At 69.1% G+C, this 26,065-nt stretch carries 25 protein-coding genes and 1 tRNA gene; 14 read left to right on the top strand and 12 right to left on the bottom strand.

Annotated elements, in window-relative coordinates; genetic code table 11:
• Positions 1 to 146 precede the first annotated feature (146 nt).
• The gene (locus tag ACYVE7_RS02775) at positions 147 to 1,313 is read left to right on the top strand and encodes a tyrosine-type recombinase/integrase (RefSeq protein WP_460362906.1); all 1,167 of its coding nucleotides are present in this window, start codon (positions 147 to 149) and stop codon (positions 1,311 to 1,313) included.
• 90 nt (positions 1,314 to 1,403) lie between these two features.
• Here the strand turns inward: ACYVE7_RS02775 and ACYVE7_RS02770 are convergent.
• Positions 1,404 to 1,477 (bottom strand) — tRNA-Gly (locus ACYVE7_RS02770).
• 121 nt (positions 1,478 to 1,598) lie between these two features.
• Here ACYVE7_RS02770 and dcd point away from each other — a divergent pair.
• Both dcd and ACYVE7_RS02760 read left to right on the top strand, forming a co-directional pair.
• A complete protein-coding gene (gene dcd / locus ACYVE7_RS02765; RefSeq protein WP_460362905.1) occupies positions 1,599 to 2,180 on the top strand; it encodes a dCTP deaminase in 582 nt (193 codons plus the stop codon).
• Between the two features lie 107 nt (positions 2,181 to 2,287).
• The gene (locus tag ACYVE7_RS02760) at positions 2,288 to 2,950 is read left to right on the top strand and encodes a hypothetical protein (RefSeq protein ID WP_460362904.1); all 663 of its coding nucleotides are present in this window, start codon (positions 2,288 to 2,290) and stop codon (positions 2,948 to 2,950) included.
• A gap of 51 nt (positions 2,951 to 3,001) precedes the next feature.
• On the opposite strand, the gene ACYVE7_RS02755 is transcribed toward ACYVE7_RS02760, so the two are convergent.
• Positions 3,002 to 5,137 carry a (Fe-S)-binding protein gene (locus ACYVE7_RS02755; protein WP_460362903.1) on the bottom strand — a complete coding sequence of 712 codons (2,136 nt, stop codon included), beginning with the start codon at positions 5,135 to 5,137 and terminating at the stop codon, positions 3,002 to 3,004.
• Positions 5,138 to 5,409: 272 nt separating this feature from the next.
• On the opposite strand from ACYVE7_RS02755, the gene ACYVE7_RS02750 reads away from it, so the two are divergent.
• From ACYVE7_RS02750 to ACYVE7_RS02740, 3 genes are read left to right on the top strand one after another with little or no spacing between them, the layout of a single operon-like run.
• A complete protein-coding gene (locus ACYVE7_RS02750) occupies positions 5,410 to 6,099 on the top strand; it encodes a hypothetical protein (protein WP_460362902.1) in 690 nt (229 codons plus the stop codon).
• A gap of 11 nt (positions 6,100 to 6,110) precedes the next feature.
• Positions 6,111 to 6,839: a hypothetical protein gene (locus tag ACYVE7_RS02745; RefSeq protein ID WP_460362901.1), complete on the top strand. Its 729-nt coding sequence runs from the start codon at positions 6,111 to 6,113 to the stop codon at positions 6,837 to 6,839.
• Between the two features lie 21 nt (positions 6,840 to 6,860).
• Complete coding sequence (locus ACYVE7_RS02740) at positions 6,861 to 7,583, top strand: hypothetical protein (RefSeq protein WP_460362900.1); 723 nt, start codon at positions 6,861 to 6,863, stop codon at positions 7,581 to 7,583.
• 119 nt (positions 7,584 to 7,702) lie between these two features.
• Here the strand turns inward: ACYVE7_RS02740 and ACYVE7_RS02735 are convergent, their stop codons facing one another.
• From ACYVE7_RS02735 to ACYVE7_RS02715, 5 genes are all read right to left on the bottom strand, one after another.
• The gene (locus ACYVE7_RS02735) at positions 7,703 to 8,803 is read right to left on the bottom strand and encodes a hypothetical protein (RefSeq protein ID WP_460362899.1); all 1,101 of its coding nucleotides are present in this window, start codon (positions 8,801 to 8,803) and stop codon (positions 7,703 to 7,705) included.
• Position 8,804: 1 nt separating this feature from the next.
• The gene (locus ACYVE7_RS02730; protein ID WP_460362898.1) at positions 8,805 to 9,341 is read right to left on the bottom strand and encodes an RNA polymerase sigma factor; all 537 of its coding nucleotides are present in this window, start codon (positions 9,339 to 9,341) and stop codon (positions 8,805 to 8,807) included.
• A gap of 80 nt (positions 9,342 to 9,421) precedes the next feature.
• Positions 9,422 to 11,209, bottom strand: coding sequence for a HAMP domain-containing sensor histidine kinase (locus ACYVE7_RS02725; RefSeq protein WP_460362897.1), 1,788 nt, complete (start codon positions 11,207 to 11,209; stop codon positions 9,422 to 9,424).
• A gap of 5 nt (positions 11,210 to 11,214) precedes the next feature.
• Positions 11,215 to 11,898: a response regulator gene (locus ACYVE7_RS02720; protein WP_460362896.1), complete on the bottom strand. Its 684-nt coding sequence runs from the start codon at positions 11,896 to 11,898 to the stop codon at positions 11,215 to 11,217.
• Between the two features lie 47 nt (positions 11,899 to 11,945).
• Positions 11,946 to 12,491, bottom strand: coding sequence for a L,D-transpeptidase (locus ACYVE7_RS02715; protein ID WP_460362895.1), 546 nt, complete (start codon positions 12,489 to 12,491; stop codon positions 11,946 to 11,948).
• Positions 12,492 to 12,749: 258 nt separating this feature from the next.
• Between ACYVE7_RS02715 and dnaK the strand changes: the two genes are divergently transcribed.
• The 6 genes from dnaK to ACYVE7_RS02685 all read left to right on the top strand — a co-directional run bounded on the left by dnaK (position 12,750) and on the right by ACYVE7_RS02685 (position 20,194).
• Positions 12,750 to 14,591: a molecular chaperone DnaK gene (gene dnaK / locus ACYVE7_RS02710; protein ID WP_460362894.1), complete on the top strand. Its 1,842-nt coding sequence runs from the start codon at positions 12,750 to 12,752 to the stop codon at positions 14,589 to 14,591.
• Positions 14,588 to 15,154: a nucleotide exchange factor GrpE gene (grpE, locus tag ACYVE7_RS02705; RefSeq protein ID WP_460362893.1), complete on the top strand. Its 567-nt coding sequence runs from the start codon at positions 14,588 to 14,590 to the stop codon at positions 15,152 to 15,154. The genes dnaK and grpE overlap by 4 nt, the downstream gene beginning before the upstream one ends.
• Before the next feature lie 105 nt (positions 15,155 to 15,259).
• The gene (gene dnaJ, locus ACYVE7_RS02700) at positions 15,260 to 16,426 is read left to right on the top strand and encodes a molecular chaperone DnaJ (RefSeq protein WP_460362892.1); all 1,167 of its coding nucleotides are present in this window, start codon (positions 15,260 to 15,262) and stop codon (positions 16,424 to 16,426) included.
• On the top strand, positions 16,426 to 16,863 hold the full coding sequence (locus ACYVE7_RS02695) for a heat shock protein transcriptional repressor HspR (RefSeq protein WP_460362891.1): 438 nt from the start codon (positions 16,426 to 16,428) through the stop codon (positions 16,861 to 16,863). Before dnaJ ends, ACYVE7_RS02695 begins: the two co-directional genes overlap by 1 nt.
• 84 nt (positions 16,864 to 16,947) lie before the next feature.
• Positions 16,948 to 19,539 (top strand): ATP-dependent chaperone ClpB, encoded by a 2,592-nt coding sequence (clpB, locus tag ACYVE7_RS02690; protein ID WP_460362890.1) that lies wholly within the window; start codon positions 16,948 to 16,950, stop codon positions 19,537 to 19,539.
• A 430-nt stretch (positions 19,540 to 19,969) separates the two neighbouring features.
• Positions 19,970 to 20,194: a hypothetical protein gene (locus ACYVE7_RS02685; protein ID WP_460362889.1), complete on the top strand. Its 225-nt coding sequence runs from the start codon at positions 19,970 to 19,972 to the stop codon at positions 20,192 to 20,194.
• Between the two features lie 107 nt (positions 20,195 to 20,301).
• Here ACYVE7_RS02685 and ACYVE7_RS02680 read toward each other — a convergent pair whose 3' ends face one another.
• Complete coding sequence (locus tag ACYVE7_RS02680) at positions 20,302 to 20,769, bottom strand: hypothetical protein (RefSeq protein WP_460362888.1); 468 nt, start codon at positions 20,767 to 20,769, stop codon at positions 20,302 to 20,304.
• A 6-nt stretch (positions 20,770 to 20,775) separates the two neighbouring features.
• Here ACYVE7_RS02680 and ACYVE7_RS02675 point away from each other — a divergent pair, with 6 nt between their 5' ends.
• The gene (locus tag ACYVE7_RS02675; RefSeq protein ID WP_460362887.1) at positions 20,776 to 21,048 is read left to right on the top strand and encodes a glyoxalase/bleomycin resistance/dioxygenase family protein; all 273 of its coding nucleotides are present in this window, start codon (positions 20,776 to 20,778) and stop codon (positions 21,046 to 21,048) included.
• Between the two features lie 181 nt (positions 21,049 to 21,229).
• Here ACYVE7_RS02675 and ACYVE7_RS02670 read toward each other — a convergent pair whose 3' ends face one another.
• Positions 21,230 to 21,454, bottom strand: a complete 225-nt coding sequence (locus ACYVE7_RS02670) for a hypothetical protein (protein ID WP_460362886.1) — start codon at positions 21,452 to 21,454, stop codon at positions 21,230 to 21,232.
• A gap of 318 nt (positions 21,455 to 21,772) precedes the next feature.
• Here ACYVE7_RS02670 and ACYVE7_RS02665 point away from each other — a divergent pair, with 318 nt between their 5' ends.
• Entirely contained in the window at positions 21,773 to 23,347 is a 1,575-nt protein-coding gene (locus tag ACYVE7_RS02665) for an alkaline phosphatase D family protein (RefSeq protein WP_460362885.1), read from the top strand.
• A gap of 26 nt (positions 23,348 to 23,373) precedes the next feature.
• Here the strand turns inward: ACYVE7_RS02665 and ACYVE7_RS02660 are convergent, their stop codons facing one another.
• From ACYVE7_RS02660 to ACYVE7_RS02650, 3 genes are all read right to left on the bottom strand, one after another.
• The gene (locus ACYVE7_RS02660) at positions 23,374 to 23,937 is read right to left on the bottom strand and encodes a tetratricopeptide repeat protein (protein ID WP_460362884.1); all 564 of its coding nucleotides are present in this window, start codon (positions 23,935 to 23,937) and stop codon (positions 23,374 to 23,376) included.
• Positions 23,938 to 24,020: 83 nt separating this feature from the next.
• Positions 24,021 to 25,520, bottom strand: a complete 1,500-nt coding sequence (locus ACYVE7_RS02655; RefSeq protein WP_460362883.1) for an NYN domain-containing protein — start codon at positions 25,518 to 25,520, stop codon at positions 24,021 to 24,023.
• A 266-nt stretch (positions 25,521 to 25,786) separates the two neighbouring features.
• A partial coding sequence (locus ACYVE7_RS02650) for a hypothetical protein (protein ID WP_460362882.1) occupies positions 25,787 to 26,065 on the bottom strand: 279 nt, incomplete at its 5' end.

The following is a 26,065-nucleotide window of genomic DNA, read 5'->3' as shown; positions in this document are numbered from 1 at the left end:
GTCGGGCATCGTCAACGTGTACGAGCCTTGGACGCGTTCAGAGATCGTCCCGGCGAAGGAACGGGCTCTCGCCCTGCGCCGGATCAAGCGGTCTCGTGTCCAGATGGCCGAGATCGACACCCTACGCGCTGACGGGAGCCGGTGAGGTGCCCAAGCGCGGAAAGATCAAGCTCGACGTCTACGCAACGGCGTGGATCAAGCAGCGTCCCAAGCTGCGGCCCCGGACGCGTGAGCTCTACGCCTGGCTGTTCCGCAAGCACATCGAACCGCACCTGGGCAAGGTCGAACTCGGCAAGCTCTCCACTCCGATGATCCGCGACTGGCGCTCACGGCTCATCCAGAACGGCGTCTCCGAGACCGTGGCGGCCAAGGCCTACCGGCTGCTACGCGCCATCCTGATGACGGCCGTCGACAAGGACGGCATCCTCACCCGCAACCCGTGCAAGATCAAGGGCGCGGGCAACGAAGACGCCCCCGAGCGGCCCATCTTCGCCATCGCCCAAGTCTTCGAGATCGCCGAACTCGTCGGCCGCCGTCCGGTCGGCAACATCCGCAAGACCGACGACGGCTTCCGGCTCCGGTACCGAATCGCGGGCAAGGGGATGCGCTCCTTCCCCGAACCGTTCACCACCCGAGCCCAGGCCGAGCACTTCCTGTTCCTGCTCATGCACCAGGGGCGGGCCGACCACGTCCAGGACGACCGGCTCCGCGCCCTGGTCCTGCTCGCCGCGTTCGCCTCCCTGCGGTGGGGCGAGGTCACCGCGCTACACCGCCAAGACCTCGACCTCGCGAACGGACGCGTCCGTATCCGGGTCGCCTTCGCCGAGCAGGACAACGGGACCATGCTCCTCGGCCGCCCCAAGTCCCGCGCCGGCGTGCGGACCATCGCCCTGCCGGACGCCCTGATCCCCGAGCTTGAGTCCCACCTGGCCAAGTACACCAAGCCCGGCGCGAATGCTCTCGTCTTCACCGGCATCCAGGGCGGCCCCCTGCGGCGGAGCGGCTTCAACAAGGCCACCCGCGTCATCTGGACCCACATCGTGACCGTCCTGGGCCTGCCCGGCGCTCACTTCCACGACCTCCGCCACACCGGGAACATGCTCGCCGCCGAGACCGGCGAGGCCACCACCAAGGACCTGATGCACCGCATGGGCCACGACAACGAACGGGCCGCCATCCGCTCCCAGCACGCAAGCCGCCGCGCGGACAAGGCCATTGCGAGCGGTCTCAACCTGCACATGAAGTCAGCCGCGAACGGTGACGCAGAAGAGGGCGACGACGGCGCGGCGGGCGCGCTGGTCCCTGCCGGGTAATTGCACGCTAATTGCACGGACACCGCGTACACGGGCGACAAAAGATCAAGGCCCTGGCAGGATTCGCATCCTGACCAGGGCCTTAGTCGTTGGAGCGGATGACGGGAATCGAACCCGCGTGGTCAGCTTGGGAAGCTGGAGTTCTGCCATTGAACTACATCCGCGTGCGGCCCAGGTTGGCGGGCTGCGTCGGTCAGTCTAGCGGAGTTGCGGGGGGATCGCGACGGGGCCGGGGTGCCGGTGGCTCAGTGCGAGCCGATCACTGTGAGCCGATAACGTTGGGGGGTGTTGCTCTCTGATCGTGACATCAAAGCCGAGATCGAGTCGGGCAGGGTCAAGATCGACCCCTTTGATCCCGCCATGGTCCAGCCATGCAGCGTCGATGTGCGCCTCGACAGGTTCTTTCGGGTGTTCGAGAACCATCGGTACCCGCACATCGATCCGGCGGAGGAGCAGGTTGACCTGACGCGGGAGGTCGCGTCGGCTCCCGGCGAGGCGTTCATCCTCCATCCCGGTGAGTTCGTCCTGGCCTCCACCTATGAGGTGTTCGTGCTGCCGGACGATGTCGCCGGCCGCCTCGAAGGCAAGAGCAGTCTTGGGCGGTTGGGGTTGTTGACTCATGCGACGGCCGGGTGGATCGATCCGGGGTTCAGTGGGCATGTGACGCTGGAGCTGTCGAACGTGGCGACGTTGCCGATCAAGTTGTGGCCCGGGATGAAGATCGGGCAGATGTGTCTGTTCCGGACGTCGTCGCCGGTGGAGCATCCGTACGGGTCGAGTGAGTACGGGTCGCGGTATCAGGGGCAGCGGGGGCCGACGCCGTCGCGGTCCTATCTGAACTTCCACCAGACCAAGCTGCACGACTGACGAGCTCAGGCGAGAACGCCCGAAGAAAGTTGCCGTCGGGGGTCGTCGCGGGGCGGGGTTCGCGCGTCACAGGCAGTGTGAGGGCGTGGAACGGGGCGGCTCGGCGGGTGCGGCGCGGGCCGGTGCTGCTGCTGGGCGGGATGCCCGCGCGAGGGCTGCTGCTGGAGACGGTGCGGCTGTTCGCGCCGGGCGCGGAGAACGACGGCGACGACAGGATCGTGGCCGGCGGGACGGTGCTGCACGGGCCGATCGAGGTGACCGAGGCGCTCGCCCGCCGTGCCCGGCTGCCCGAGGGGTGGCCGGTCGCCTACCGGGCCGACGGCGACGGTGAGGACGGCCTGGTCGCGGGTCTCGCGCACCGGCTGGGTGGTCTGGTGTTCGCCGAAGGCCGCACCCTGCCCGGACGGGATCCCGGCTACCATCTCGTCACCGTCTACCTGGCGGAACGTCCCGAACCCGAGCGTTTCGCCCGGATCGTCAGCCCGTACACGGGTTCCGTCACCCACACGGGCGTGCCCGGCATGGATCTGTACAGCGGCGGCCGTGTCTCCGCCCTGGTGCGGGCGGTGGACGGTCCCGTCCCGCCGGCCGCGGCGGCGGGACGCTGGGAGCTGACCTGCGATCTCAGCGAGACGTCCGCGGAGCTCAACGACCAGCTCGCCCTGGAGGTCGGCCGGACGGCCCTGGTGATCGCCCGCGAGTTCCGCGGCGTCCCCCTCGACTGCGACGGCTACCGCATCACCGAACCCCGCGACCTGCTCCCCACCTGAACGGGAAAGGCCCGCCCCACCAGGGGACGGGCCAGAACCGAAGGGGGGGAGTTACTCCGCGGCGGCGACCGCGGGCTCGCCCTTGATGGACTTGATCAGAAGCTGTGCGACGTCGACGACTTCCAGGGATTCCTTGGCTTCGCCGGCCGACTTCTTCTCGTTGATCGCGTCACCGAGCATGACCAGGCAGAACGGGCAGGCCGTCGACACGGTGTCCGGGTTGGTCTCCAGCGCCTCGTCCACGCGCTCGGTGTTGATGCGCTTGCCGATGCGCTCTTCCATCCACATCCGCGCGCCGCCCGCGCCGCAGCAGAAGCCCTTGTCCTTGCAGCGGTGCATTTCCTGCGTCTTGACGCCGGGGACCTTCGCCATGATGTCGCGGGGCTGCTTGTAGACCTTGTTGTGACGGCCCAGGAAGCACGGGTCGTGGTAGGTGATGTTCTCCTCGATCGGCGTGACCGGCACGAGCTTGCCGTTGTCGACGAGGTCGGCGAGGAGCTGGGTGTGGTGGACGACCTCGTAGTGGCCGCCGACCTGCGGGTACTCGTTGGCGAGGGTGTTGAAGCAGTGCGGGCAGGTCGCCACGATCTTCTTCACACCGGCGTCGTTGAGGGTCTCGACGTTCTGCTGCGCCATCCCCTGGAACAGGTACTCCATGCCCAGACGGCGGGCGGGGTCACCGGTGCAGGCTTCCATCGGGCCGAGGATCGCGAACTTGACGCCCGCGATGTGCAGGAGTTCCGCGACGGCCTTGGTGGTCTTCTTGGCCCGGTCCTCCAGGGCGCCGGCGCAGCCGACCCAGAACAGGTACTCGGCGTCCTCGGGGATCTTCTCGTCGATGACCTCGACCTCGAAGTCGAGTTCCTCGACCCATTCGAGGCGCTTCATCTCCGACATGCCCCACGGGTTGCCCTTGTTCTCGAGGTTCTTCAGCATGACGCCGGCCTCGGAGGGGAACGAAGATTCGATCATGGCCTGGTAGCGGCGCATGTCCAGGATGTGGTCGATGTGCTCGATGTCGACCGGGCACTGCTCGACGCAGGCGCCGCAGTTGGTGCAGGACCACAGCACGTCGGGGTGGATCACACCGTCTTCGCCGACGAGGGGCTTGTCGACCTGCATGGCGAGCTTCTGCTCGTCGGTGAACGCGGCCTTCTGCTCGTCGGTGGCCATGAAGTACGGCGCCTTGGCGAAGGCATGGTCACGCAGTTCCAGGATCACCATCTTGGGCGACAGCGGCTTCTCGGTGTTCCAGGCGGGGCACTGGGACTGGCAGCGGCCGCACTCGGTGCAGGTCGCGAAGTCCAGGAAACCCTTCCAGGTGAAGTCCTCGATCTTGGACCGGCCGAACAGGTCCTCGTCGGGGTCGGCTTCCTCGAAGTCGAGCTGGGAGCCGTCGGCCTTCAGGACGGGCTGAGCCGCGCCGAGGCCGTTGGGGCGGCGCTTGAACATGACGTTCAGCGGCGCGAGGAAGATGTGGAGGTGCTTGGAGTTCACCACGATCACCAGGAAGGCGAGCGCGATCCCGATGTGCAGGAGCAGGCCGACCGAGGCGATGATCTCCAGGGTGTGCTCGCTGAGGCCGTCGAACAGCTCGCCGACGCCGTAGGAGGCGTAGGCGGCCTTGCCGAAGTGCAGGTGGTGCAGCGCGGCCTGCGCTCCCCGGAAGAAGAACATCGTCCAGATCACGTTGAAGATCATGAACAGGATGACCCAGGCGCCGCCGGTGTGGGAGCCGTCGAACCGGGACTTGCGGCCCAGCTTGGCGGGCGCGTTCTTGATGCGGATGAGCGCGAAGGTGAGCAGGCCGCCCGCGCACAGCAGCGCGATGGTGTCCTGGACGAACCCGATCGGACCCCACGTCATCAGGAAGGGGATCGAGGCGTCCAGCCCGAACAGCAGCGCGACGGCTGCTTCCAGGTACACCGTGACCAGCAGGAAGAACGCCCACATCACGAAGAAGTGCGCCAGTCCGGCCACGGTCCACTTGAGCAGTTTCTTCTGCCCCAGGACCTCGGTGACCTGGCCTTCGACGTCGCCCTTGGGGTCGCGTTTGACCGAAGCGACCCGGTCCGGAGCGGGCTGGCCGCTCTGGAACAGCTTGACGAGGAACAGCACGCGCTTGCCCGCGAGCGCCAAGGCCACCAGCGTGCCGGCTATGCCGACGAGCAACGTAGCGAGATACAAGGTTCCGTCCTCCTGGGTACGGCCGTTGGCGCGTAGCTTAGGCCCCCGCCTAGAACGCCGTTCGAGTCGGGTCGGCCCACATCATACTGACGAGTAACTTACCGCACCATCCCCGATGCGCCCGCACGTTAGTCGCGAGATCACCCTGTGAGGTACCCCGCGTTTCCGGTTCGTGACACAACAGATCTTTGTTCGTCCCATTTGTGAGGTTACTCTCACGTACACCACGAGGCAGGCGCGGCCTCTCCCACCCCTCCCGAGGAGCACGCACCATGCGGCGTCTCGCCACTGTCCTCGCCTCCACGGCGCTGGCACTCGGCCTTTCCGCGGCCCCGGCCCACGCGGCCAACACCTACCACCCGTCCGAGGCCGACTTCGCGGACTGCCCGGCGGCCCCCGCCGGAGCCACCGGCTGGACCTGCTACGTCTTCACCGCACTCGACGGCCAGCTCCGCCTCAACGAGAAGAAGGCCAGGATCAACAACCCGATCCGGCTGACCGTCGGGCAGGGGAACGTCGCGGGCACCGCCAAGGCCGTCGTCGGCTCCCTCAAGGGCGACCCGATGCCGTTCGTGACCGGAGTCCTCGGCACCGCACTCGAATTCCCCGACCCCACCGGCTGGAAGGTCAAGATCGAGGCCACCGGGACGATCACCCCGGGCTTCCTCTACCCGTCCGAGATCGGCGTCAAGGCGAAGATCATCGGTTCGGGGCTCGGCGACAACTGCTACATCGGCGCGACGAACGCACCGACCGTGCTCAAGCCGCGCACCCAGTGGATGCTCCCGTGGATCTTCGACGGGGTGCCGATGCTGCAGACCAAGGTCTACGACGACGTCTTCAGCATCGACTGGGCCACCGGCTGCGACAGCGATCTCGTCAACGTGCTCATCGGCAAGGCCAACGCGACGAGCAACCACATGGACGTCACCTGGGCCGTCCGCCACAAGACGATGCAGTAGGGGGGCACCGAATGCGCTTCCGTAAGACCGCCGCCGTCCTGGCGGCCGCACTGGGCGGGGCCCTGTTCGCCTCGCCCGCGCACGCGGAGTTCTCCGCCTACCAGCCGTCCGAAGCGGACTTCGCGACGTGCCCCGCCAAACCGGCCGGCGCCAAGGACTGGACGTGCTACGTCAGCACGGCCATCTCCGGTGGCTTCACCATCGGGTCCAACCGGGGCGTCCGCATCATCATGGACAAACCCCTCCAGTTCACCGCCGCGTCCGGCACCCTGAACGACGGCACGGCCGTGGCGGCGTGGGGCGCGCTCAAGCAGCCGCAGAACTTCAAGGTCGTGACCGTGGTCCCCGGCACCACGATCATCCTTTCGGTGCTGCCGGAGATCGAGGCGAAGGTGATCGGTCTCGGGCTGACCGATCCCGGCTCCATCGACGGCTTCAAGGTCAAACTGCAGCTCTGGAACTCGGGCGGGCTCCTCGGCCAGAACTGCACGATCGGCACCGACGCCGACCCCGTCCAGCTCCGCCCGCAGGAGACCCTGACCCTGCCGTGGCTGTTCTGGTTCACGCCGATGGCCAAGCGCTGGTCGTCGGAGAACACCTACGCGCTGCCGAAGTCGACGAACTGCGGCCGCATCCCCCTGTACATGCCGAACGGCCTGGACTCCTTCATCGGGCTACCGGCCGCCTCCGGCACCAACACGGCGGACTTCACCTGGGCCATCCGCCACAAGACCTACTGAACATCCCCTCAGGAGCACCCCTTGAAGCACTTCCTGCGCAGAGCCGCGGTCGGAGCCGCTGCCGCTGCCGCCGTCCTCGGATTCGCGTCACCGGCCTCCGCCGAGAACGCCTACACCCCCACCGAGGCCGACTTCGACACCTGCCCCGCCAAGCCGGCGGGCGCCCAGTCGTGGACCTGCTACGTCTCGACCGTCGTCGACGGGACGATCGACATCAAGAGCGTCCGGGTCAAGGTCGACTCCCCGCTCAAGCTCGTCAGCGCGCAGGGCAAGCTCGCCGACGGCACGACCGTCGCCAAGCTCGGCTCGCTGACCGGCGGCAACCTCACCATCCTGACCCCGCTGCCCGGCACGCCCCTTTACTTCCAGGACCTGACCGGCACCAAGGTCCAGATCGCCGCGACCGGGCAGGTCTCCCCCGGCACCACCATGCCGAACTCGTTCGGCGTGAAGTTCCGGTTCGTGCATCCGCTCCTGTCGTCCAAGTGCTGGGTCGGCAGCGACGAGCACCCCATCACGATCAAGCCGCAGATCGCGTTCGCGCTGCCGTGGATCCAGGGCACCGTCCCCACCCTCAAGGTGTGGACGAACGACAACGCCTTCGCACTCCCCAAGGCCGTCGGCTGCGGCCTCATCGACGGCGGTCTCATCGACCTGATCGTCAACGACCGCTTCAAGCTCCCCAACAACGCCGGCGACAACAAGGCCGGCTGGACCTGGGTGGTCCGGCACAAGACCCTCTGACCACCCCAGAGACGAACGGGCCCCGCTGCGCCCACCCCCCGATGGGTGCGCGGGGCCCGTTCCCCTTTTCAGCCGCCGTCCAGACGGTGCCCGCTGGGAGGCCCCGCTGGTGTCCGGGGCTACGGGATCCGCGGCTTGTCGTCGGTCCAGCCCGAGGCGAGGACGGTGAACGACTGCCAGAGGGTTCCCGGGGCGGCGTCGGCGAAGTTCGCGGTCGGGCGCAGGTAGCGGGTCTCGGCGGCGAGCGGGCGGAGCGTGCCCCGTTCGTAGATCACGCGGTACTCGCGGTCGCCTTCGAGGCCGAACGCGTCGGGGATCGCGGTCGTCCAGGAGACCGCGTCGCCCTTGCGGCCCTCCGCATCGGTGACGTTCTTGAGGTTCCTGGCGCCCGGCATCCTCCGCAACATCTCCAGAGCCGCCCCGCGGACCCTCCCCTCCACCGGGGTCTCCAGCAGCAGGTACATGCCCTTGAGCCAGATCGACATCGGTTCGTCCTCGGGCAGATCGTGCGCCTGGGCGAGCAGATGGGAGCGGAGCTCGCCGGGATCGACCGGGAGGGCGCGGAGGTCGGCGAGTGACATCGGCTCGAGTGAGAACGGCCCGTCGAGGAAGGCCCGGTCGTCCTTCGCGGGGTCCACGTCGTCGCGCGAGCCCATGCCCAGGGTCGGCTTCTCTGCGTCGACCGCGACGCGCGGGGACTCCGCCAGCTCCTGGCAGACGATCCTGCCCGGGATCGGTTTGCAGTTGACGGACGGGATCGAGCGCGGCGATCCGGCCGCACGCCACGCGGCCGCGTCCTTCTCCGACACGGGCTTCGCCCCCAGATACTGCGCCCGCACATACGAACCGGGTGTGCGATAGCCGTACCAGTTCTCCTCGTTCCTGCGGGTCTCCAGGTAGTAGCGGCGCTTGCCCTGGCCGACCTTCTTGACCTGGGTCTCTGTCGCCTGCACATACCAGCGGCGCCCCTGATCCGACAGTTTCGGCGTCGGGACGTTCGCGGTCGGCACGGCCAGAGTCTCCTCACCTTCCGGTGCGGGCCCGGACAGCAGAGCCATCCCCACCGCGACGGCCGCGACCCCCGCGACGGGCGCCAGCAGCAGCCACCGCCGCCGTGACGTCCGCCGGGGCAGCGCCCGCGCCCTGGCCGCCACCACGACGTGCGGCGCGGGCGGCGCCGGGGTTCCGTACAGCGTGCGGATCTCCTCGAGATCGGACATGTCAGGTCTCCTTCGCGAGGGCGCCGAGGGACGAGCGGAGCGCGGTCCGTGCCCGGTTGAACCGGGACGCGACCGTCCCGGGGCGGATCTTCAGAGCGGTGGCGACCTCGTCGTAGCTGAGGTCGGCGAGGGCGATCAGCAGCAGGACGTCGCGCTGGCCCTGCGGGAGGGCGGCGATCGCGGCGGCCAGGGGGCCGCGCAGCGACCCGGCCGAGACCTGGTCGGCGACGCGGTCGGCGTGACCGGGGTCCTCGGCGAACGGGAGGCGTTGGAGGGCGGCGAGTTTACGGGCCTCGTCGCGGCGGTGGCGGCCGATGAGTTTCGTGGCGATCCCGTACAGCCAGGGCCGCCACGGTCCCAGGTCGGGGTCGAAGGCGTGGCGTTTGCGGAAGGCGATCGTGAAGGTCTCGGCGGCGACGTCGTCGGCCGTCGCGGCGTCCAGGCGTTGGGCCGCGTAGCGGTGGATCTCGGGGAAATGGCGGTCGAAGATCGCGCCGAAGTCCGTGTCGGGTGGCGCTTCCAGCACTGTTCCCTTCACCGGGGGTCCTTGTCCTCGCAGGGATGGTTTCACCCCTGTTCGTCCGGACCTCTGGTGTTTCTTCCGTTCGGCGCTTCCGGCTAGCGGAAATGGACCGTGAAGACGCTGCCCTCGCCCAGGACGCTGGAGGCGGTGATCGTGTAGCCGTGGATCTCGACGAGCTGTTTGGTGATGGCCAGGCCGAGGCCGGAGCCGCCGGTGGAGCGGGTGCGGGATCTGTCGGCCCGCCAGAACCGGTCGAAGACGTGCGGGAGATGGTCGGGGGCGATCCCGGTGCCGGTGTCGGCGACCGAGAAGCCGTGCTCGGTCCCCGTCAGCGTCACCCGGCCGCCGGGCGCGGTGTGCCGCAGCGCGTTGCCGACGAGGTTGCCGACGACCTGCCGCAGCCGCACCGGATCGGCGGTGAGGGTGACGGGCGCCGCCTCCACCCTGATCTCGATCTCGGGATTGCGGGAGCGGTGCGCGGTCGCGACCTGGTCCAGCAGCTCCGGCAGGGACAGTTCCTCGGGGTGCAGGAGCAGCCGGCCCGCCTCGGCCAGCGCGAGATCCTGAAGATCGTTGACCAGCCGGTGCAGGGTCTCGGCCTCGCCCTTCAGAAAGCCGACGAGATCCTTGTCGAACTCGGCGACACCGTCCTCCGCCGCCTCCAGCCAGCCGGTGATGTTGGCGAGCGGATTGCGCAGCTCGTGCGCCACGTCGCTCATCATGGTCTGGCGGTTGCGCTCGTTGCGCTCCAGCTCGCCCGCCATCGTGTTGAACGCCTCGCCGAGCCGGCCCAGCTCGTCACGGGAGCGGACCTCGACGCGCACCGACGGGTCGCCGCCGCCCATCTGCGCGGTCGCTGCGGTGAGGACCCCGATCGGCCGGGTCAGCCGGCGCGACGCCAGCCACGCCGCGGCCACCGCCACCAGCAGGACCAGACCCGCGACCATGACCGTCTTACGGCGGCCGACGTCGGCGAAGCTCGGCGGCTCCGCGCCCAGATAGAGCAGGGCGGGCTCGGTGGCGTAGGGGGCGAGCATCTCCCGCCGGGCGCTGATCACGCACTGGCGGGCGGCGACCGGATCGGAGTTGCCCCGGACGTCCAGGTCCCGGCTCAACCCGGGAAAGATCTCCGACGAGCCGGGGATGCGGTACTTGTCGTCGACGTGCGGGGCGTCGAGGCCCTTCTCCCGCATACAGCGCAGGGTCAGGGCGCCCCACCGCTCGAAGGCCGCGTTCTGGGTCTTGGTCCGGCTGGTGAGGCTCAGCGGGTAGCAGGACTGGGAGTGCAGCAGGTCCAGGCTCTCCTGATCGCCGGTGATCATGGGACGGCCGTCGAACGGATCGCTGACGATCTTGAAGGCGGAGCCGTCGGCCCGGGCGGCGGAGACACCGTCAGGGCTGGACCTGGTGCACTCCGTGGCCAGATAAGCGTTACGGAGCAGGTCCTTGTATTCGGCGTCGCTGACCCGGAACGGGCCCATGATCCGGTTGTCGATCCCGTCCTTGGACGCGTTGGGCGCCAGCCCGACGTTGACGTTCAGCGGGTCGATCTCGGCGGCGGGGGCCGCGGACCGGCCGCCGGAGCCGGTGTCGCCGACCGGCAGCCCGTTCTTGGTGGTCAGCGTGATCCGGCGGCCCGACTCGGCGGCCAGGTCGTCCAGGATCGGGCCGACGTCGTCCCAGTCCCGGTGGGTGGCCGCGTACTCCAGCAGCGCCGCGTAGATCTTGGCGTCGCCCTCCAGGCTCTGGTTCTGCACCCTGCGCAGCGCGTTCTCGGTGGACGCCAGGGCCAGCCAGGCCGTGGCGGCGATCGACGCCGACGCCACGACCACCATCACCACCAGCAGCCGGAGCGCCAGGTTGCCTGGCACGAATCTAGACATCGGCGTCAGACATCGGCGAACTTGTAGCCGACCCCGTAGACGGTCAGCAGCAGGACGGGACGCCGCGGATCGACCTCCACCTTCTTCCGCAGATTCCGCATATGGGCGTCGATCGTGCGTTCGGTGATGTACTTCCCCATCCCGGTGACGTGTTCGAGGAGCTGGGCGCGGGTGAAGACCCGGCCGGGCGCGCCCGCCAGGACCGTCAGCAGCCGGAACTCGGCGGGAGTGACCTCGATCGGGGCGCCCGCCCTGGTGACCTGGTGCCGGTCCAGGTCGAGCTGCAGATCACCGGCCGTCATCCGGCGGGCGGCCTCCTGGCGGGGCCGGGAGCGGCGCAGCACGGTGCGGACCCTGGCGGCCAGCTCGCGCGGGCTGAACGGCTTGACCAGGTAGTCGTCGGCGCCCAGGTCGAGGCCGAGCAGGACGTCGGCCTCCGAGGAGCGGGCGGTCAGCATGATGATCGGGATCTCGGAGGTGCGGCGGACCTCGCGGCAGACGTCCAGGCCGTCGACGCGCGGCATCATCACGTCCAGGACCATCAGATCGGGGACCTGGCGGAAGAACTCCGACAGCGCGTCGGCCCCGTCGTGGACGGTGACCACGTCATGGCCGTCGCGCTCCAGATACCGCCGGACCAGCTCGGCCTGGCCGGGATCGTCCTCGGCCACGACGATGCGAGCGCCCATCCTTCGCCTCCCGCCTTTACCCGTCCCCGACTGACAGTTTGCCCGACTCAGCCGACCACCTGGACGGGAGTGCCCCGCTGGAGGAACTTGAAGAACGCGTGGGCGTCGGCGCGGGACAGATGGATGCAGCCGTGCGACGCCTGGCTGAGGCTGCCTTCGTGGAAGGCGATCCCGCCCGGGGCGAAGTAGGAGGCCCAGGGCATCGGCGCGTCGCCGTAGGTGCGGCTGTAGTCCATCTCGTCCTGCCACTCGACCTTGAAGCGCCCGGTCGGGGTGGGGTAGCCGGGACGGCCGTGGGTCGTCGGCACGGGCCCTCTCACGATCTTTCCGTCTCTGAGCAGCCAGGCCTGCTCGCTGCTCAGCTTCACACAGGCGCCGGTGATCTCCCAGCAGCTCTTCGGGACGGTCTTCCTGACCCGTGCCGAGACCGTGATCGTCGGGATGGGCGCGGGGATCGCCCGCAGCTCGGGCGGGGCGACGTCGATCTGCTCGACGGCCACGGGCTGGACCGGGGCGGGCTGCTCCGCGGCGTGTCCCGAGCAGCCGGCCGCCCCCGCGAGCACCAGCAGCCCCAGCAGGACTCTCTTGATCATGATCGGCAGAGTGCCTGTGGATTGTGAAGAACCCAAGGATTTGTCTTCAACATCCCATGCGGTGGCGCTACGTAGCCGATCGACAGGGAAGGGGCATCATGCCGGAGTTCGGGCACCTTGGGCGGCACTCAAGCGTTCTGCCGTATGGGTGGCAATAAAGTTGAGTCGTCCAGACTCAACTCACTTGACAAGCGAGCGCCCAGATCGCATAGTAGAGACAGCAGAGAACCCAGGCACATCAGACGGAGGAAACTGACGATGGCACGTGCGGTCGGAATCGACCTCGGGACGACCAACTCGGTCGTCGCGATTCTGGAGGGCGGCGAGCCCACCGTTATCGCCAACGCGGAGGGGTCGCGGACCACGCCGTCCGTCGTCGCCTTCGCGAAGAACGGCGAAGTCCTCGTGGGCGAAGTGGCCAAGCGCCAGGCCGTCACCAACGTGGACCGCACCATCCGCTCGGTGAAGCGAGAGATCGGCACCGACTGGAAGGTGGAGATCGACGGCAAGGACTTCAACCCGCAGCAGATCTCCGCGTTCATCCTGCAGAAGCTGAAGCGCGACGCCGAGGCCTACCTGGGCGAGCCGGTCACCGACGCGGTGATCACGGTCCCCGCGTACTTCAGCGACCACCAGCGCCAGTCCACCAAGGAAGCCGGCCAGATCGCGGGCCTCAACGTCCTGCGGATCATCAACGAGCCGACCTCGGCGGCGCTCGCTTACCACCTGGAGAAGGAGGGCGAGGCCACCATCCTGGTCTTCGACCTCGGTGGCGGCACCTTCGACGTCTCGCTGCTCGAAGTGGGCGACGGCGTGGTGGAGGTCAAGGCGACCTCGGGCGACAACCACCTCGGTGGCGACGACTGGGACAACAAGGTCGTCGACTGGCTGGTCACCAAGTTCAAGAACGCGCACGGCGTCGACCTGTCCAAGGACAAGATGGCGCTGCAGCGGCTCCGCGAGGCGGCCGAGAAGGCGAAGATCGAGCTGTCCCAGTCCGCTGAGACCACGATCAACCTGCCCTACATCACCGCTTCGGCCGAGGGCCCGCTCCACCTGGACGAGAAGCTCACCCGCGCCGAGTTCCAGCGGCTCACCGCCGACCTGCTCGAGCGCTGCAAGGCCCCGTTCCAGAACGTGATCCGCGACGCGGGCATCACGGTCAAGGACATCGACCACATCGTGCTGGTCGGTGGCTCGACCCGGATGCCGGCCGTCACCGAGCTGGTCAAGGAGCTCGCGGGCAAGGAGCCGAACAAGGGCGTCAACCCGGACGAGGTCGTGGCCGTCGGCGCCGCGCTCCAGGCCGGCGTGCTCAAGGGCGAGGTCAAGGACGTCCTGCTGCTCGACGTGACCCCGCTGTCGCTGGGCATCGAGACCAAGGGCGGGATCTTCACCAAGATCATCGAGCGGAACACCACGATCCCGACGAAGCGCTCCGAGACCTTCACCACGGCCGACGACAACCAGCCGTCCGTGGAGATCCAGGTCTACCAGGGCGAGCGCGAGATCGCGGCGTACAACAAGAAGCTGGGCACCTTCCAGCTCACCGGTCTGCCCCCGGCGCCCCGCGGCGTCCCGCAGATCGAGGTCACCTTCGACATCGACGCCAACGGCATCGTGAACGTCAGCGCGAAGGACCTCGGCACCGGCAAGGAGCAGTCGATGGTCATCTCCGGCGGCTCCGCGCTGCCGAAGGACGACATCGAGCGGATGATGCGCGAGGCCGAGCAGTACGCCGAGGAAGACCGCAAGGTCAAGGAGAACGCGGAGATCCGCAACCAGGCGGAGACTCTGACCTACTCCACCGAGAAGTTCGTCAAGGAGAACGACGAGAAGCTGCCGGAGGACCTCAAGAAGGAGGTCAACGACGGCATCGTCGAAGTCCGCAAGAACCTCGAGGGCACCGACGTCGACGCGATCAAGGCGTCGGCCGAGAAGCTCGCGCAGGCCTCGCAGAAGCTCGGCGCCGCGCTCTACGCGCAGCAGCAGGCCGACGGCCAGGCCGCTCCCGGCGACGCCGCGGGCGACCAGTCCGCGCCGAAGCAGGACGACGACGAGGTCGTCGACGCCGAGATCATCGACGAGGACGGCAAGTGACGAACTCGTCTGAAGAGCCGGTGATCCGCGACTCGCGGCGCATCGATCCTGAGACGGGCGAGGTTCGGGTTCCGGCGGCCGACGAGGCCGCCGAGCCCGGCGTCCCGGAGCAGGGCGAGGCTTCCAGCGAGGAATCCGCCGCCCTCCAGGCGGCGCTCGACGAACGCACCGCTGACCTGCAGCGGCTGCAGGCCGAGTACCAGAACTACCGCAAGCGGGCCCTGCGCGAGCAAGGCGCCGCCAAGGACTACGCGGTCGGTTCCGTGGTCGGCGATCTGCTGCCGGTGCTCGACAGCATCGACAAGGCACGCGAGCACGACGAGCTGGTCGGGCCGTTCAAGTCGGTCGGCGAAGGGCTGGAATCGGCCCTCGGCAAGCTCGGACTGGAGAAGTTCGGGACGGTCGGCGAGCCGTTCGACCCGAACGTCCACGAGGCGCTCACGCACGTGCCGTCCCCGGACGTCGCCGAGGAGACCGTCCTGGAGATCTACCAGGCGGGCTACCGGATCGGCGAACGGGTGCTCCGCCCGGCCCGCGTCGTGGTCGCGGGGCCCGCGCAGTAGCAGGCGCGCTAGCCAAGTCTGGCCCGGCAGAGTAAAGATCAATAGTTGTACCGCCCCCGGGCTCTGCCCGGGGGCTCACCCGAAGCTTTGAAGGGGAGCCAGCCGGTGAGCACCAAGGACTACCTTGAGAAGGACTATTACAAGTCCCTCGGTGTCGCCAAGACCGCCACCCAGGACGAGATCAAGAAGTCCTACCGGAAGCTCGCTCGCAAGTACCACCCCGACACCAACAAGGGTGACACCGAAGCCGAGGAGAAGTTCAAAGAGATCTCCGAGGCGTACGACGTCCTCTCCGACGAGAAGCGGCGCAAGGAGTACGACGAGGTCCGCTCCTACGGCGGCTCGTACGGCGCCGGCGGCGGACCGCAGGGCTTCGACCTCAACGACCTGTTCGGCCAGGCGTCCGGCGGGGGCGCGGGCGCGAGCGAGCGGATCGGCGACCTGTTCGGCGGGCTGTTCGGGCGGGGCAGCGGCAACACGCGCGGCACCACCGGCACCACCCGCCGGCCGCGGCGCGGAGCCGACGTCGAATCCGAGGTCACCCTCTCCTTCTCCGAAGCGCTCGAAGGCATCACGGTGCCGCTGCGGCTGTCGTCGGAGGCGCCCTGCAACACCTGCCGGGGCACCGGCGCGAAAGCCGGAACCCTGCCGCGGGTCTGCCCCTACTGCGAGGGGACCGGCCAGGAGACCAGGAACATGGGCGGGTTCGGGTTCGCCGAGCCCTGCCACCACTGCCACGGGCGCGGCATGGTCGTCGACGACCCGTGCCCCACCTGCCACGGCTCCGGCCGCGCCGTCGGGCACCGCACGATCCAGGCGCGGATCCCCGCCGGGGTGAAGGACGGCCAGACCATCCGCCTCAAGGGCAAGGGCGCGCCCGGCGAGAACGGCGGCCCGTCCGGTGATCTGCTGGTCAAGTTGAAGGTCACCCCGCACAAGGTGTTCTCCCGCGACGGCGACAACCTGACCGTCACCGTCCCGGTGACCTTCCCCGAAGCCGCGCTCGGCGCCGAGATCTTCGTGCCGGTGCACGGCGCGCAGCCGGTGAAGATGCGCATCCCCGAGGGCACCCCCAACGGGCGGGTGCTACGGGTCCGCGGACGCGGCGCGACGCGACGCGACGGCAGCAAGGGCGATCTGCTCGTCACCATCGAGGTGCAGGTGCCGCAGAAGCTGACCGCGGAAGAACGCGAGGCGCTGGAACGTTTCGCCGACGGCAACCGGGGCGATGAGCTCCGGGAGGACTTGGTCAAACAAGCCAAGGAGGGGTGATGGACCTCCCCGACGACACACCTGTCTACGTCATCTCGATCGCGGCGCAGTTGTCGGGCCTTCACCCGCAGACCTTGCGCACCTACGACCGGCTCGGGCTGGTCTCCCCCGGGCGCGCCTCCGGACGCGGCCGCCGCTACTCGATGCGCGACATCGTGCAGCTCCGCGAGATCCAGCGCCTCTCCCAGGAGGAGGGCATCAATCTCGCCGGAATCCAGAAGATCCTGGAGCTGCAGCGCGCCAACAACGATCTCGCCCACGAGCTGCTGGCGTTGCGGCGGCTCGTCGACGATCTGAGCACCGAGCTGGAATCGACCCGGGCGGTGGCGGCCCGGCTGGCGCACCGGCGCGGCGACCAGACCCCCACCGGAGGCGGCGCCGAGCTGGTGCCGATCCGGCAGACGGGCGTCGTCCTGTGGAGACAGCACGACCACTGACCACGCGGGTCGGAGCTGTGCGCGCGGTGATGCGCGGACCGCCGAAAAGTTATGCACAGACTGTGGAAACCCGAGGAGGGTGGAGTGGACTACAAACTGACCAACCGAAGCCAGGACGCGGTGTCGGTCGCGGTTCGGCGGGCGGCCTCCGAAGGATCGCCGCAGGTCGAACCGGTACACCTGCTGGCCGCACTGCTGACCCAGCAGGACGGCACCGCCGTGCCGCTGCTCGAGGCCGTCGGCGCCGACCCCGCGGCACTGCGCCGCCGCACCGAAGAGGCGATCGCCGGCCTGCCGAAGGCGCAGGGCTCGACGGTCGCCGCACCGCAGACGTCACGGCCGCTGCTCGCCGCGCTGAACACCGCGGCGTCCCGCGCCCGGCAGCTCCAGGACGAATATGTGTCGACCGAGCATCTGCTGGTGGGCCTCGCCACCGACGGCGGTGAAGCCGCGACCCTCCTGAAGAACGCGGGCGCCACCGCCGACTCCCTGCTGGAGGCGTTCGAGAAGGTCCGCGGGCACGCCCGGGTGACGTCCGAGAACCCCGAGGACACCTACCAGTCGCTCGAAAAGTACGGCGTCGACCTGACCGAAGCGGCCCGCGAAGGCAAACTCGACCCCGTCATCGGCCGCGACGCCGAGATCCGCCGCACCATCCAGGTGCTGTCACGGCGCACCAAGAACAACCCGGTGCTGATCGGCGAGCCCGGCGTCGGCAAGACGGCCGTCGTCGAGGGGCTGGCACAGCGGATCGTCGCGGGCGACGTGCCCGAGTCGCTCCGCGGCAAGCGGCTGATCTCCCTCGACCTGTCGGCGATGGTCGCGGGCGCGAAGTTCCGCGGCGAGTTCGAGGAGCGGCTCAAGGCCGTCCTCAACGAGATCAAGAAGTCGGACGGCCAGGTCGTCACCTTCATCGACGAGCTGCACACCATGGTCGGCGCGGGCGCCGCCGAAGGCGCGATGGACGCGGGCAACATGCTCAAGCCCATGCTGGCGCGCGGCGAACTCCGCATGATCGGCGCGACCACCCTGGACGAGTACCGCGAACGCATCGAGAAGGACCCGGCCCTGGAACGCCGCTTCCAGCAGGTCCTCGTCGGCGAACCGTCCGTCGAGGACACCGTCGCGATCCTGCGCGGGCTGAAGGGCCGCTACGAAGCCCACCACCAGGTGCAGATCTCCGACTCGGCGCTGGTCGCCGCCGCCACCCTGTCCGACCGGTACATCACCTCCCGGTTCCTCCCCGACAAGGCCATCGACCTGGTCGACGAGGCCGCGTCCCGGCTCCGGATGGAGATCGACTCCCGGCCGGAGGAGATCGACGAACTGCAGCGGGCCGTCGACCGGATGAAGATGGAGGAGCTGGCGCTCGGCAAGGAGTCCGACGACGCGTCACGGCAGCGGCTGGACAAGCTCCGCGCCGACCTCGCCGACAAGCAGGAGCAGCTCGACGGGCTCGTCGCCCGGTGGGAGCGGGAGAAGGCCGGGCTGAACCGGGTCGGCGAGCTGAAGAAGAAGCTCGACGACCTGCGCAGCCTCGCCGAACGCGCCCAGCGCGAAGGCGACTTCGAGACGTCGTCGCGGCTGCTGTACGGGGAGATCCCCCAGCTCGAGAAGGACATCCAGATCGCGTCCGAAGAGGCCGAGACGCGCGGCGCGATGGTCAAGGAGGAGGTCGGGCCCGACGACGTCGCCGACGTGGTGTCGGCGTGGACGGGTGTCCCCGCCGGACGGCTCCTGGAAGGCGAGACCGCGAAACTCCTCCGGATGGAGGACGAACTCGGCAAACGCCTCATCGGGCAGCGAACCGCCGTCGCCGCCGTGTCGGACGCCGTCCGCCGCACCCGCGCCGGCGTCGCCGACCCCGACCGTCCCACCGGATCGTTCCTGTTCCTCGGGCCGACCGGCGTCGGCAAGACCGAACTGGCCAAGGCCCTCGCGGACTTCCTGTTCGACGACGAACGCGCCATGACCAGGATCGACATGTCCGAGTACGCGGAGAAGCACTCCGTCGCCCGGCTCGTCGGAGCTCCTCCCGGTTACGTGGGATACGAGGAGGGCGGGCAGCTCACCGAAGCCGTCCGGCGCCGCCCGTACAGCGTGGTGCTGCTCGACGAGGTCGAGAAGGCGCACCCCGAGGTGTTCGACATCCTGCTCCAGGTCCTCGACGACGGCCGCCTCACCGACGGCCAGGGCCGCACCGTCGACTTCCGGAACACGATCCTCATCCTCACCTCCAACCTGGGCTCACAGTTCCTCGTCGACCCCAACCTGTCCGAATCCGAACGCCGCGACGCCGTCATGCAGACGGTCCGCGCCTCGTTCAAACCCGAGTTCCTGAACCGGCTCGACGACGTCATCCTGTTCGACGCGCTCAGCACCGCCGAACTCACCCAGATCGTCGACCTGCAGGTCGACCGGCTCGCCAAGCGGCTCGCCGAGCGCCAGCTCACCCTGACCGTCAGCCCCGCCGCCCGCGACTGGCTGTCGCTCACCGGTTTCGACCCGGTCTACGGCGCCCGCCCGCTCCGCCGGCTCGTCCAGACGGCCATCGGTGACCAGCTCGCCAAGGCACTGCTGGGCGGCGAGATCCGCGACGGCGCCGAAGTCGTCGTCGACCTCGACCCGGCCGCCGACAAACTCACCGTCCACCAGGGCGTCGCCCTCACCAAGTAGCGTTTTTCGCATGAACGAATGGCTCGCGCTCCGGCGCGAGCCATTTTTCTTTCCTCCACCCGTTGACATCACCCACCATTCCGGTGGTACTGTTCACGGCATGGAGATCTGATCCTTTCCCGGTAGAGCACAGCGGCAGGCCACGCGCTTCGAGCGCCACCCGTCCCGCTCCCGCCCCCAGCCGAGGCTTCGCCCTCGCACGCTGACCCACGTCAAGGCGCTGCCTGAGCGTGGAACCACGGACCGTCCAGGCAGGCCACCCGTCGCGACCAACCTTCCGCGACGACTGGCTCCCTGAGCGTCCCCCACCGCGCAGCCCACCCAAGGGCACCTTTCGCCCTTGACTCCTTCACCCTGCGCGGCCTTCCACCGACCATTCTTCACGGCCTTTTATCGCCGTTTCCCCATAACGCCCGGAGGTGTTTTCCGTATGCGCGAAATCCCCCAGATCACCGTTCCGCCCCTCCCCCTCACCGACCTCTCCCCGAAGGAGCCCACCTTGCAGGTCCCGCCCGCCACCCCCGCCAAGAAGCCCAGCAAGAAGTCCGCCCTCAAGCGCACCAACCAGAACCCCGCGACCTCCACCCGCGCAGCCGCCCACCGCAACGCCCGCCACCTCCCCACCCGCCAAATGAACAACCGCGGCGGCCGCTGACCCCACACCCCACCCCAAGATCGCGTCGAACTGCGGCGTGTCGCCCGTTTCACGGCCGCAAACGGGCGACACGCCGCAGCTCGAGACGATCTTGAGCGCCCGGGGCGTCAGGAGCGGCGGTGAGCGGCGAGAGAGCCCAGGAGGCGGGCAGCGGTAGCCGTCGCGAGGACCGCCAGGACGGTCAGCGCCACAACACCGGTCTTGCCGGGAGTCAGGGATGTGCCGGTCCAGCCGAGCGCGTCACGCAGGTTGTCGCCGTCCGGCGAGGCGAGCGCGGTCCGCCAGGTCGTGGACGACGTCCACTCCGGCCCGGCCCGCCAAGCAGCGGTCGCCGCCCAAGCAGTCCCGAACGCAACCCCCGCCAGCGGCCCGGAAACCGCCCGTGCCCGCACCACCAGACTCCCGACCCCCACCCCGATGACGCCCGCCCCCACGAGATTCCACTGCCAGAACCCCGCGACCGTGACCGGAACCGCCAACCACACGGTCCACCCCGTCGCCGCGACGGCCGCCCCCAACGCGAACAACGCCACCTCACGCCCGAACCGCCGCACCCCGCCCACCCCCGGCATCATCGCCCCATGGTCCTCGTCATCTACACGGCCTCACTCAACGAGTGCCGCTCCTTCTACACATCCCTCGGCCTGACCTTCACCACCGAACAACACGGCACCGGCCCCATCCACTACGCCGCCGAACTCCCCCACCTGCTCCTGGAGCTCTACCCACCCAGAAACGGCCGGACAACCGGCCCCCTCCGCCTGGAGCTCCACCTCCCCACCCCCACCACCACCCCGCCCACCCGCCGAGTCCTCCAGGACCCCGACGGCCGAACCATCGTCCTCACCACCTGACGACCACCCCGCCCGACCGCCGACCCTCAACCCAGGCGCACGGCGAGCGCACCGTCGGCCGACACGACTCGGGCATCCCATGCCACCGGCCAGACTGCCCGAAAGCCAGTTGGTCGCTACCCAGGCCCAGCGGCTACTGCTCCGCGATCCCGCCCCGCCCTCCGAGCCGAGGGCAGCCGGTTCAGTGCAACGGCCCGATCTTCTCGCCCTCACCGGCAAGCCAACAGGGCGAAACTACCCGGTTCCCCGCTAGGTAGCCCGTATGCCACCCCGCCCACCACAACGAAGCACTCAGAGCCAGAACCACCCGCGCCACCGCAGGCCGGCCCACGTTGTCCAACAAGGAAGTGAACGGCATCATCGGCCGGTACATCTCGACGGCGTCGTCGTCGAACTCCTCGAACATCGCGAGCCGCTCCCGCGCGAGGAGAACAGGTCGCGCCGCCGCGACACCCGCACGACGTCCGCGTGCCCGGTCACCGCCCAGAAGTCGGGCCTGCCGGCCGTATCGGTGTGCCGGCACACCGGCTCGTTGGCCCGCGGCCACGCGAACCGCTCGTGCGGCACCCCGCCCTGCTCCTGCACGTGGGGACTGAGGCTCGCTTTCCTCCCCACTGAATGAGACTTGAGTCTAGATAAGAGTCCATACCCAAGTATGGCGACCGTCGCATCGATAGAGAGCGGGCGGTGGACGGGGAGCCGGAGATCCGGTGAGATGGGGGGTATGACCGCACTGGTGCTTGGGCCGTTGCTCCGACACGTCGGGGAGAGGGCGGCCACCGTCTGGGTGGAGACGTCCGAATCGTGCGAGGTGTCCGTGCTGGGCAGGACCGAGCGCACCTTCGCGATCCACGGGCACCACTACGCCCTGATCGACGTGGACGGCCTGGAACCGGGCGGCGCGACCCCGTACGAGGTGGCGCTGGACGGCCGGAAAGTGTGGCCCGAGCCGGGCAGCGAGTTCCCCGCCTCGGTGATCCGGACGCTCGGCGGCGGCCGCGAGGCGTCGGTGGCGTTCGGTTCGTGCCGGATCGCGCCCGCGTCGCAGGAGACGCACGGGATCGACGCGCTGAGCGCGTTCGCGCACGCGTTGAAGGAAGGCGCGGAACCGCCCAGCGCCCTGCTGATGATCGGCGACCAGGTCTACGCCGACGGCACGGGCGAGCGGATGCGCGACTTCATCCGCGGCCGGCGTGACATCACGGTCGAGCCGTTCGAGGAGATCGCCGACTTCGAGGAGTACACCGAGCTGTACCGGCTCGCCTGGATGACGGATCCGGCGGTCCGCTGGCTGCTGTCGACGGTGCCGACGTTCAGCATCTTCGACGACCACGACGTCCGCGACGACTGGAACACCTCCTACGCCTGGCGCGAGTGGATCTGGACGCAGCCGTGGTGGCGGCAGCGGATCGTCGGCGGCCTTGGCTCGTACTGGATCTACCAGCATCTGGGCAACCTTCCGCCCGGCGAACGCCACCACGACGTGGTGTTCGCGGCCGTGCTGGAGGCGTGCGAGCAGCCCGGCGGTGACGGCGGCAAGGTGCTGGACGAGTTCGCGGAGCGCGCCGACAAGGAGCCGACGGTGGCCCGCTGGTCGTTCACGCTCGATCTCGGTAAGACCAGGGTGGTCGTGGTGGACAGCCGGGCCTCACGGCTGCTCACCGAGGATCGGCGCGCGATGCTCGACGACGTCGAACAGGCCTGGCTCGACTCCCAGTTGACCGGTGGGGTGGACCATCTGCTCATCGCCAGTTCCCTCCCATATCTGCTTCCCCCGGCGATCCATCACGCCGAAGCGTGGAACGAACGTATCGCCGCCCGCCGACAGAACGGCTTCGGCGAGAAGCTGCGCCGGTTCGCAGATCTGGAGCACTGGGCGGCGTTCGACGGCTCGTTCCGCCAGGTCGCGGCGGCCGTCACCGAGGTGGCGGAGGGCAAGCGGGGTGACGCCCCCGCCACCATCGCCTTTCTCTCGGGGGATATCCATTACAGCTATCTGGCAAGGGTGAAGGGGCTGCCGGTCGTCCAGATCGTCTGCTCGCCGTTCCGCAATCCGCTGTCGGGCGCGTTCAAGTGGGCGAACCGCCTGGCCTGCCTGGGCTTCACCTCGGCCCCCGCCCGCCTGTTCGCGATGACGGCCAGGGCCCCCAAGCCGCCGTTCAAGTGGCGTCTCACCGAGGGCCCGTGGTTCGACAACGCGATCGCGACGGTCTCCACCGACGGCCGCCAGGCGAGTGTCGTCTGGCAGACCCCGGCGACCCCCACCTCACTCCGTCCCCTCCGCAGGACCGCCGTGTAGGGCGTGCCGGAGCACGCCCCCGGCGGTCAGGCGTCGAGGAGGGCGTCGTATTCGTCTTCGGGGCGGCCGAGGTCGACGCGGGCGCGGAAGCGGAGCCGCAGCAGCCCTTCGAGGCTGTCGGCGGCGTCCCCGCGGGTGTCCTCGGGTTGGGCGAGGACGAGGTCGGCTCCGTCGGTGGACCAGGTGTGGGCGCCCAGCAGGTCGCCCTGCTCGTAGAGGATCTCGGCGACGACCCGGTAGACCTCGGGGTCGGTGGGGCGGGAGTCGCGGATCGCGGCGAGCAGCGCCAGCGCCTCGTCGTTCTCGCCGAGCTTGAGCAGCGCGTCGGCGAGGTAGACGCGGGGGTCGCCGTAGACTTCGCCGCCGTCGGCGATGGCGAGCCGGTAGACCTCCGCCGCACGGACATGATCGCCGGCGTGCTGGAACTGCTCGCCTGCGCGCAGCAGGACGTTGGCGCGGGAGACGCCCCCGGCGGCGGGGGTGGCCTGGTCGGCGAGTTCGGTGAGCCGGACGGCGGTGGCGCGGTGTTCGCCGGTCCGCAAGCTGTCGAACTCAAGGTCGTCGAGATCGGCTTCGGTCACGTGGGTCACGTCTAAGACGTTACCTTCGAGTCACCCCGGAAACCGGAGAAATACTCAAGATCGGACCATCCGCGTTGAACCGCTGGGCGGTGCTAGCGGCGCGAGCGTTCCAGGGCGTCCCAGAAGCCGCGGCGCAGGGCGTGCCTGACCTCGTCGTGGAGCAGGAAGTCGATGGGGAGCGCGGAGCCCTGGAGCAGGCGGGCTTCGAGGTCGGACGGCATCCGCGGCTTGCGGGCGAGCACGGCCTCCAGCCAGAGGGCGGGCGCGTCGCGGGCGACGGACTCGCCGAAGTCCTGGCCTTCGGTGTGCGCGGCCTTGACGGCGTCCGACAGCGACGGCCCCGGCACGGGCGCCGCCGACTGGGCGGGAAGCTGCTGCGGGCCTGTGTAGGGCCCGTGCTGCGGCTGGGCGGGCGCCGGGTTGGCGGGCGGCGACAGCGGATACGACGACGAGGGCTGCGACGGCGACGGGAAGCTCGACGTGGGCTGAGAGTACGACGACGTCGACGACTGGGGCAGCGCCGAGAACGCCGAGGTCGCGGACTGCGGCGGGGTCGAGTACGACGAGGTCGACGACTGCGGCGGAGTCGAGTACGACGACGTGGACGACTGCGGCGGGGTGGAGAACGACGACGGCGTCGAGTACGACGTGCTCGAACTCTGCGGCGAGTACGAGGTGCTCGAGCTCTGCGGCGGGAACGGCGACGGCGCGGGCGTCGAGGAGGTCGGCAGCCCCGGGTAGGACGACTGCGACGGCGTCGACGACGACCCGGTCGGCGGGTTCAGATACGACGGCGAGGACGACTGCGAGCTGCTGTAAGGCAGCCCGCTCAGCACGTTGGCGGCGTTCGCCGACAGCCCGGAGGTGTTGACGGGCGCCGGGAGCTGCGGCTGAGCCAGCGCGGGCGGCGGCGTCAGCGGCGAGGCGGCGGGCGCGGGATTGTGCGTGCCGGAGGAGTGGAGGCTGCTCTGCAGGCTCGTCAGCGACGAGCCGTTGGCGCTGGCGCCGTGCCCGTTGGACAGCGGCGAGAGCCCGTTGTCGGACTGCCTGTCCAGCCCGGACAGCAGGTTGACGTACGGCCGCAGATGCTGGGAGCTGATCTCGATGAGGTCGTCGCACTCCTGGCGGAGCACGCGGGAGATCGTCCAGTTGCCGTCGACGGCGACGTGCACGACGGTGACGCGGAGTCCGAGGTCCTGCGCGTCCTCGATGACGGTCGCGAGGTCCTCGTCACCGCTGACGATCACCGCGTCGGCGACGGCCTTGTTCCGCGCCAGCGTCATCAGGTCGCGGTGCATCTCGGTGTCGACCCCGCCGCGGCCGCTGGCGCGGCTCCGGCCGAGCCGCAGCTTCAGTCCCGGAAGGTCGGCCAGCGCCTCGTGTTCGGGCCCGCGACGTCCTTCGACGGACGCCTCGTACCAGTAGCAGCGCAGCAGGTTCATCCCGGAGCGTTCTCTGGCGAGATTCCCCAGGAGCTGCAGGAGCCCGCTGTAATCCCAGGAGACGGACTCACGGTGGCGGGTTCCGTGCACCGCCATCGCGCCGTCGGCCAGCAAGTAGCCGGCGTCTACGAACAGCGCACAGCGTTCCACGCGTTCACCGCACCTCTCCGACCCCGTGTCACGGGATCTTGACCTACATCGACCCAGCTCAGATCCAGGCCTGTCCAGCCTAATGAAGTCCGCCCGCGACGTACGCCGAACCTGGGATTCGCATCTTTCCCCGCTCACCCGCTGTACGCAAGGGTCCCGGGGATCGGCCCAAGTCCTCACTGACTCTGTCAGCGCGGACGCTACCAGCGATTCCGGTCTGTCCGTAATGAGTTCACATGATCTTTACGCCGTGCCTGCAGGGCAGGTCAGCTCCGTAGGGGCACCGTTACCGTCACCACACCGGCCACATAAGCATCACCCTTCGTAGTCAGTGAGATCACCGGTTCGTCGCGCAGGTTCGCCGGATACTCCACGATGTCGACGCCGTAGGCGGTCGCTGGTCCGACCGCGCCCGCCGCCCGGCTCAGGAACGCGTTGCCGGTGCTCAGCGGGGCGCCGTCGAGCAGCACCCGGTCGTCGGCGAGCTGCTGGTCGCCCTCCCAGGCGACGATCCCGACGCGGGCGGGGGCCGCGGCGGGCAGCAG

This window comes from Actinocorallia lasiicapitis (assembly GCF_054778695.1).
This window is presented reverse-complemented; position numbering and strand designations above follow the sequence as displayed.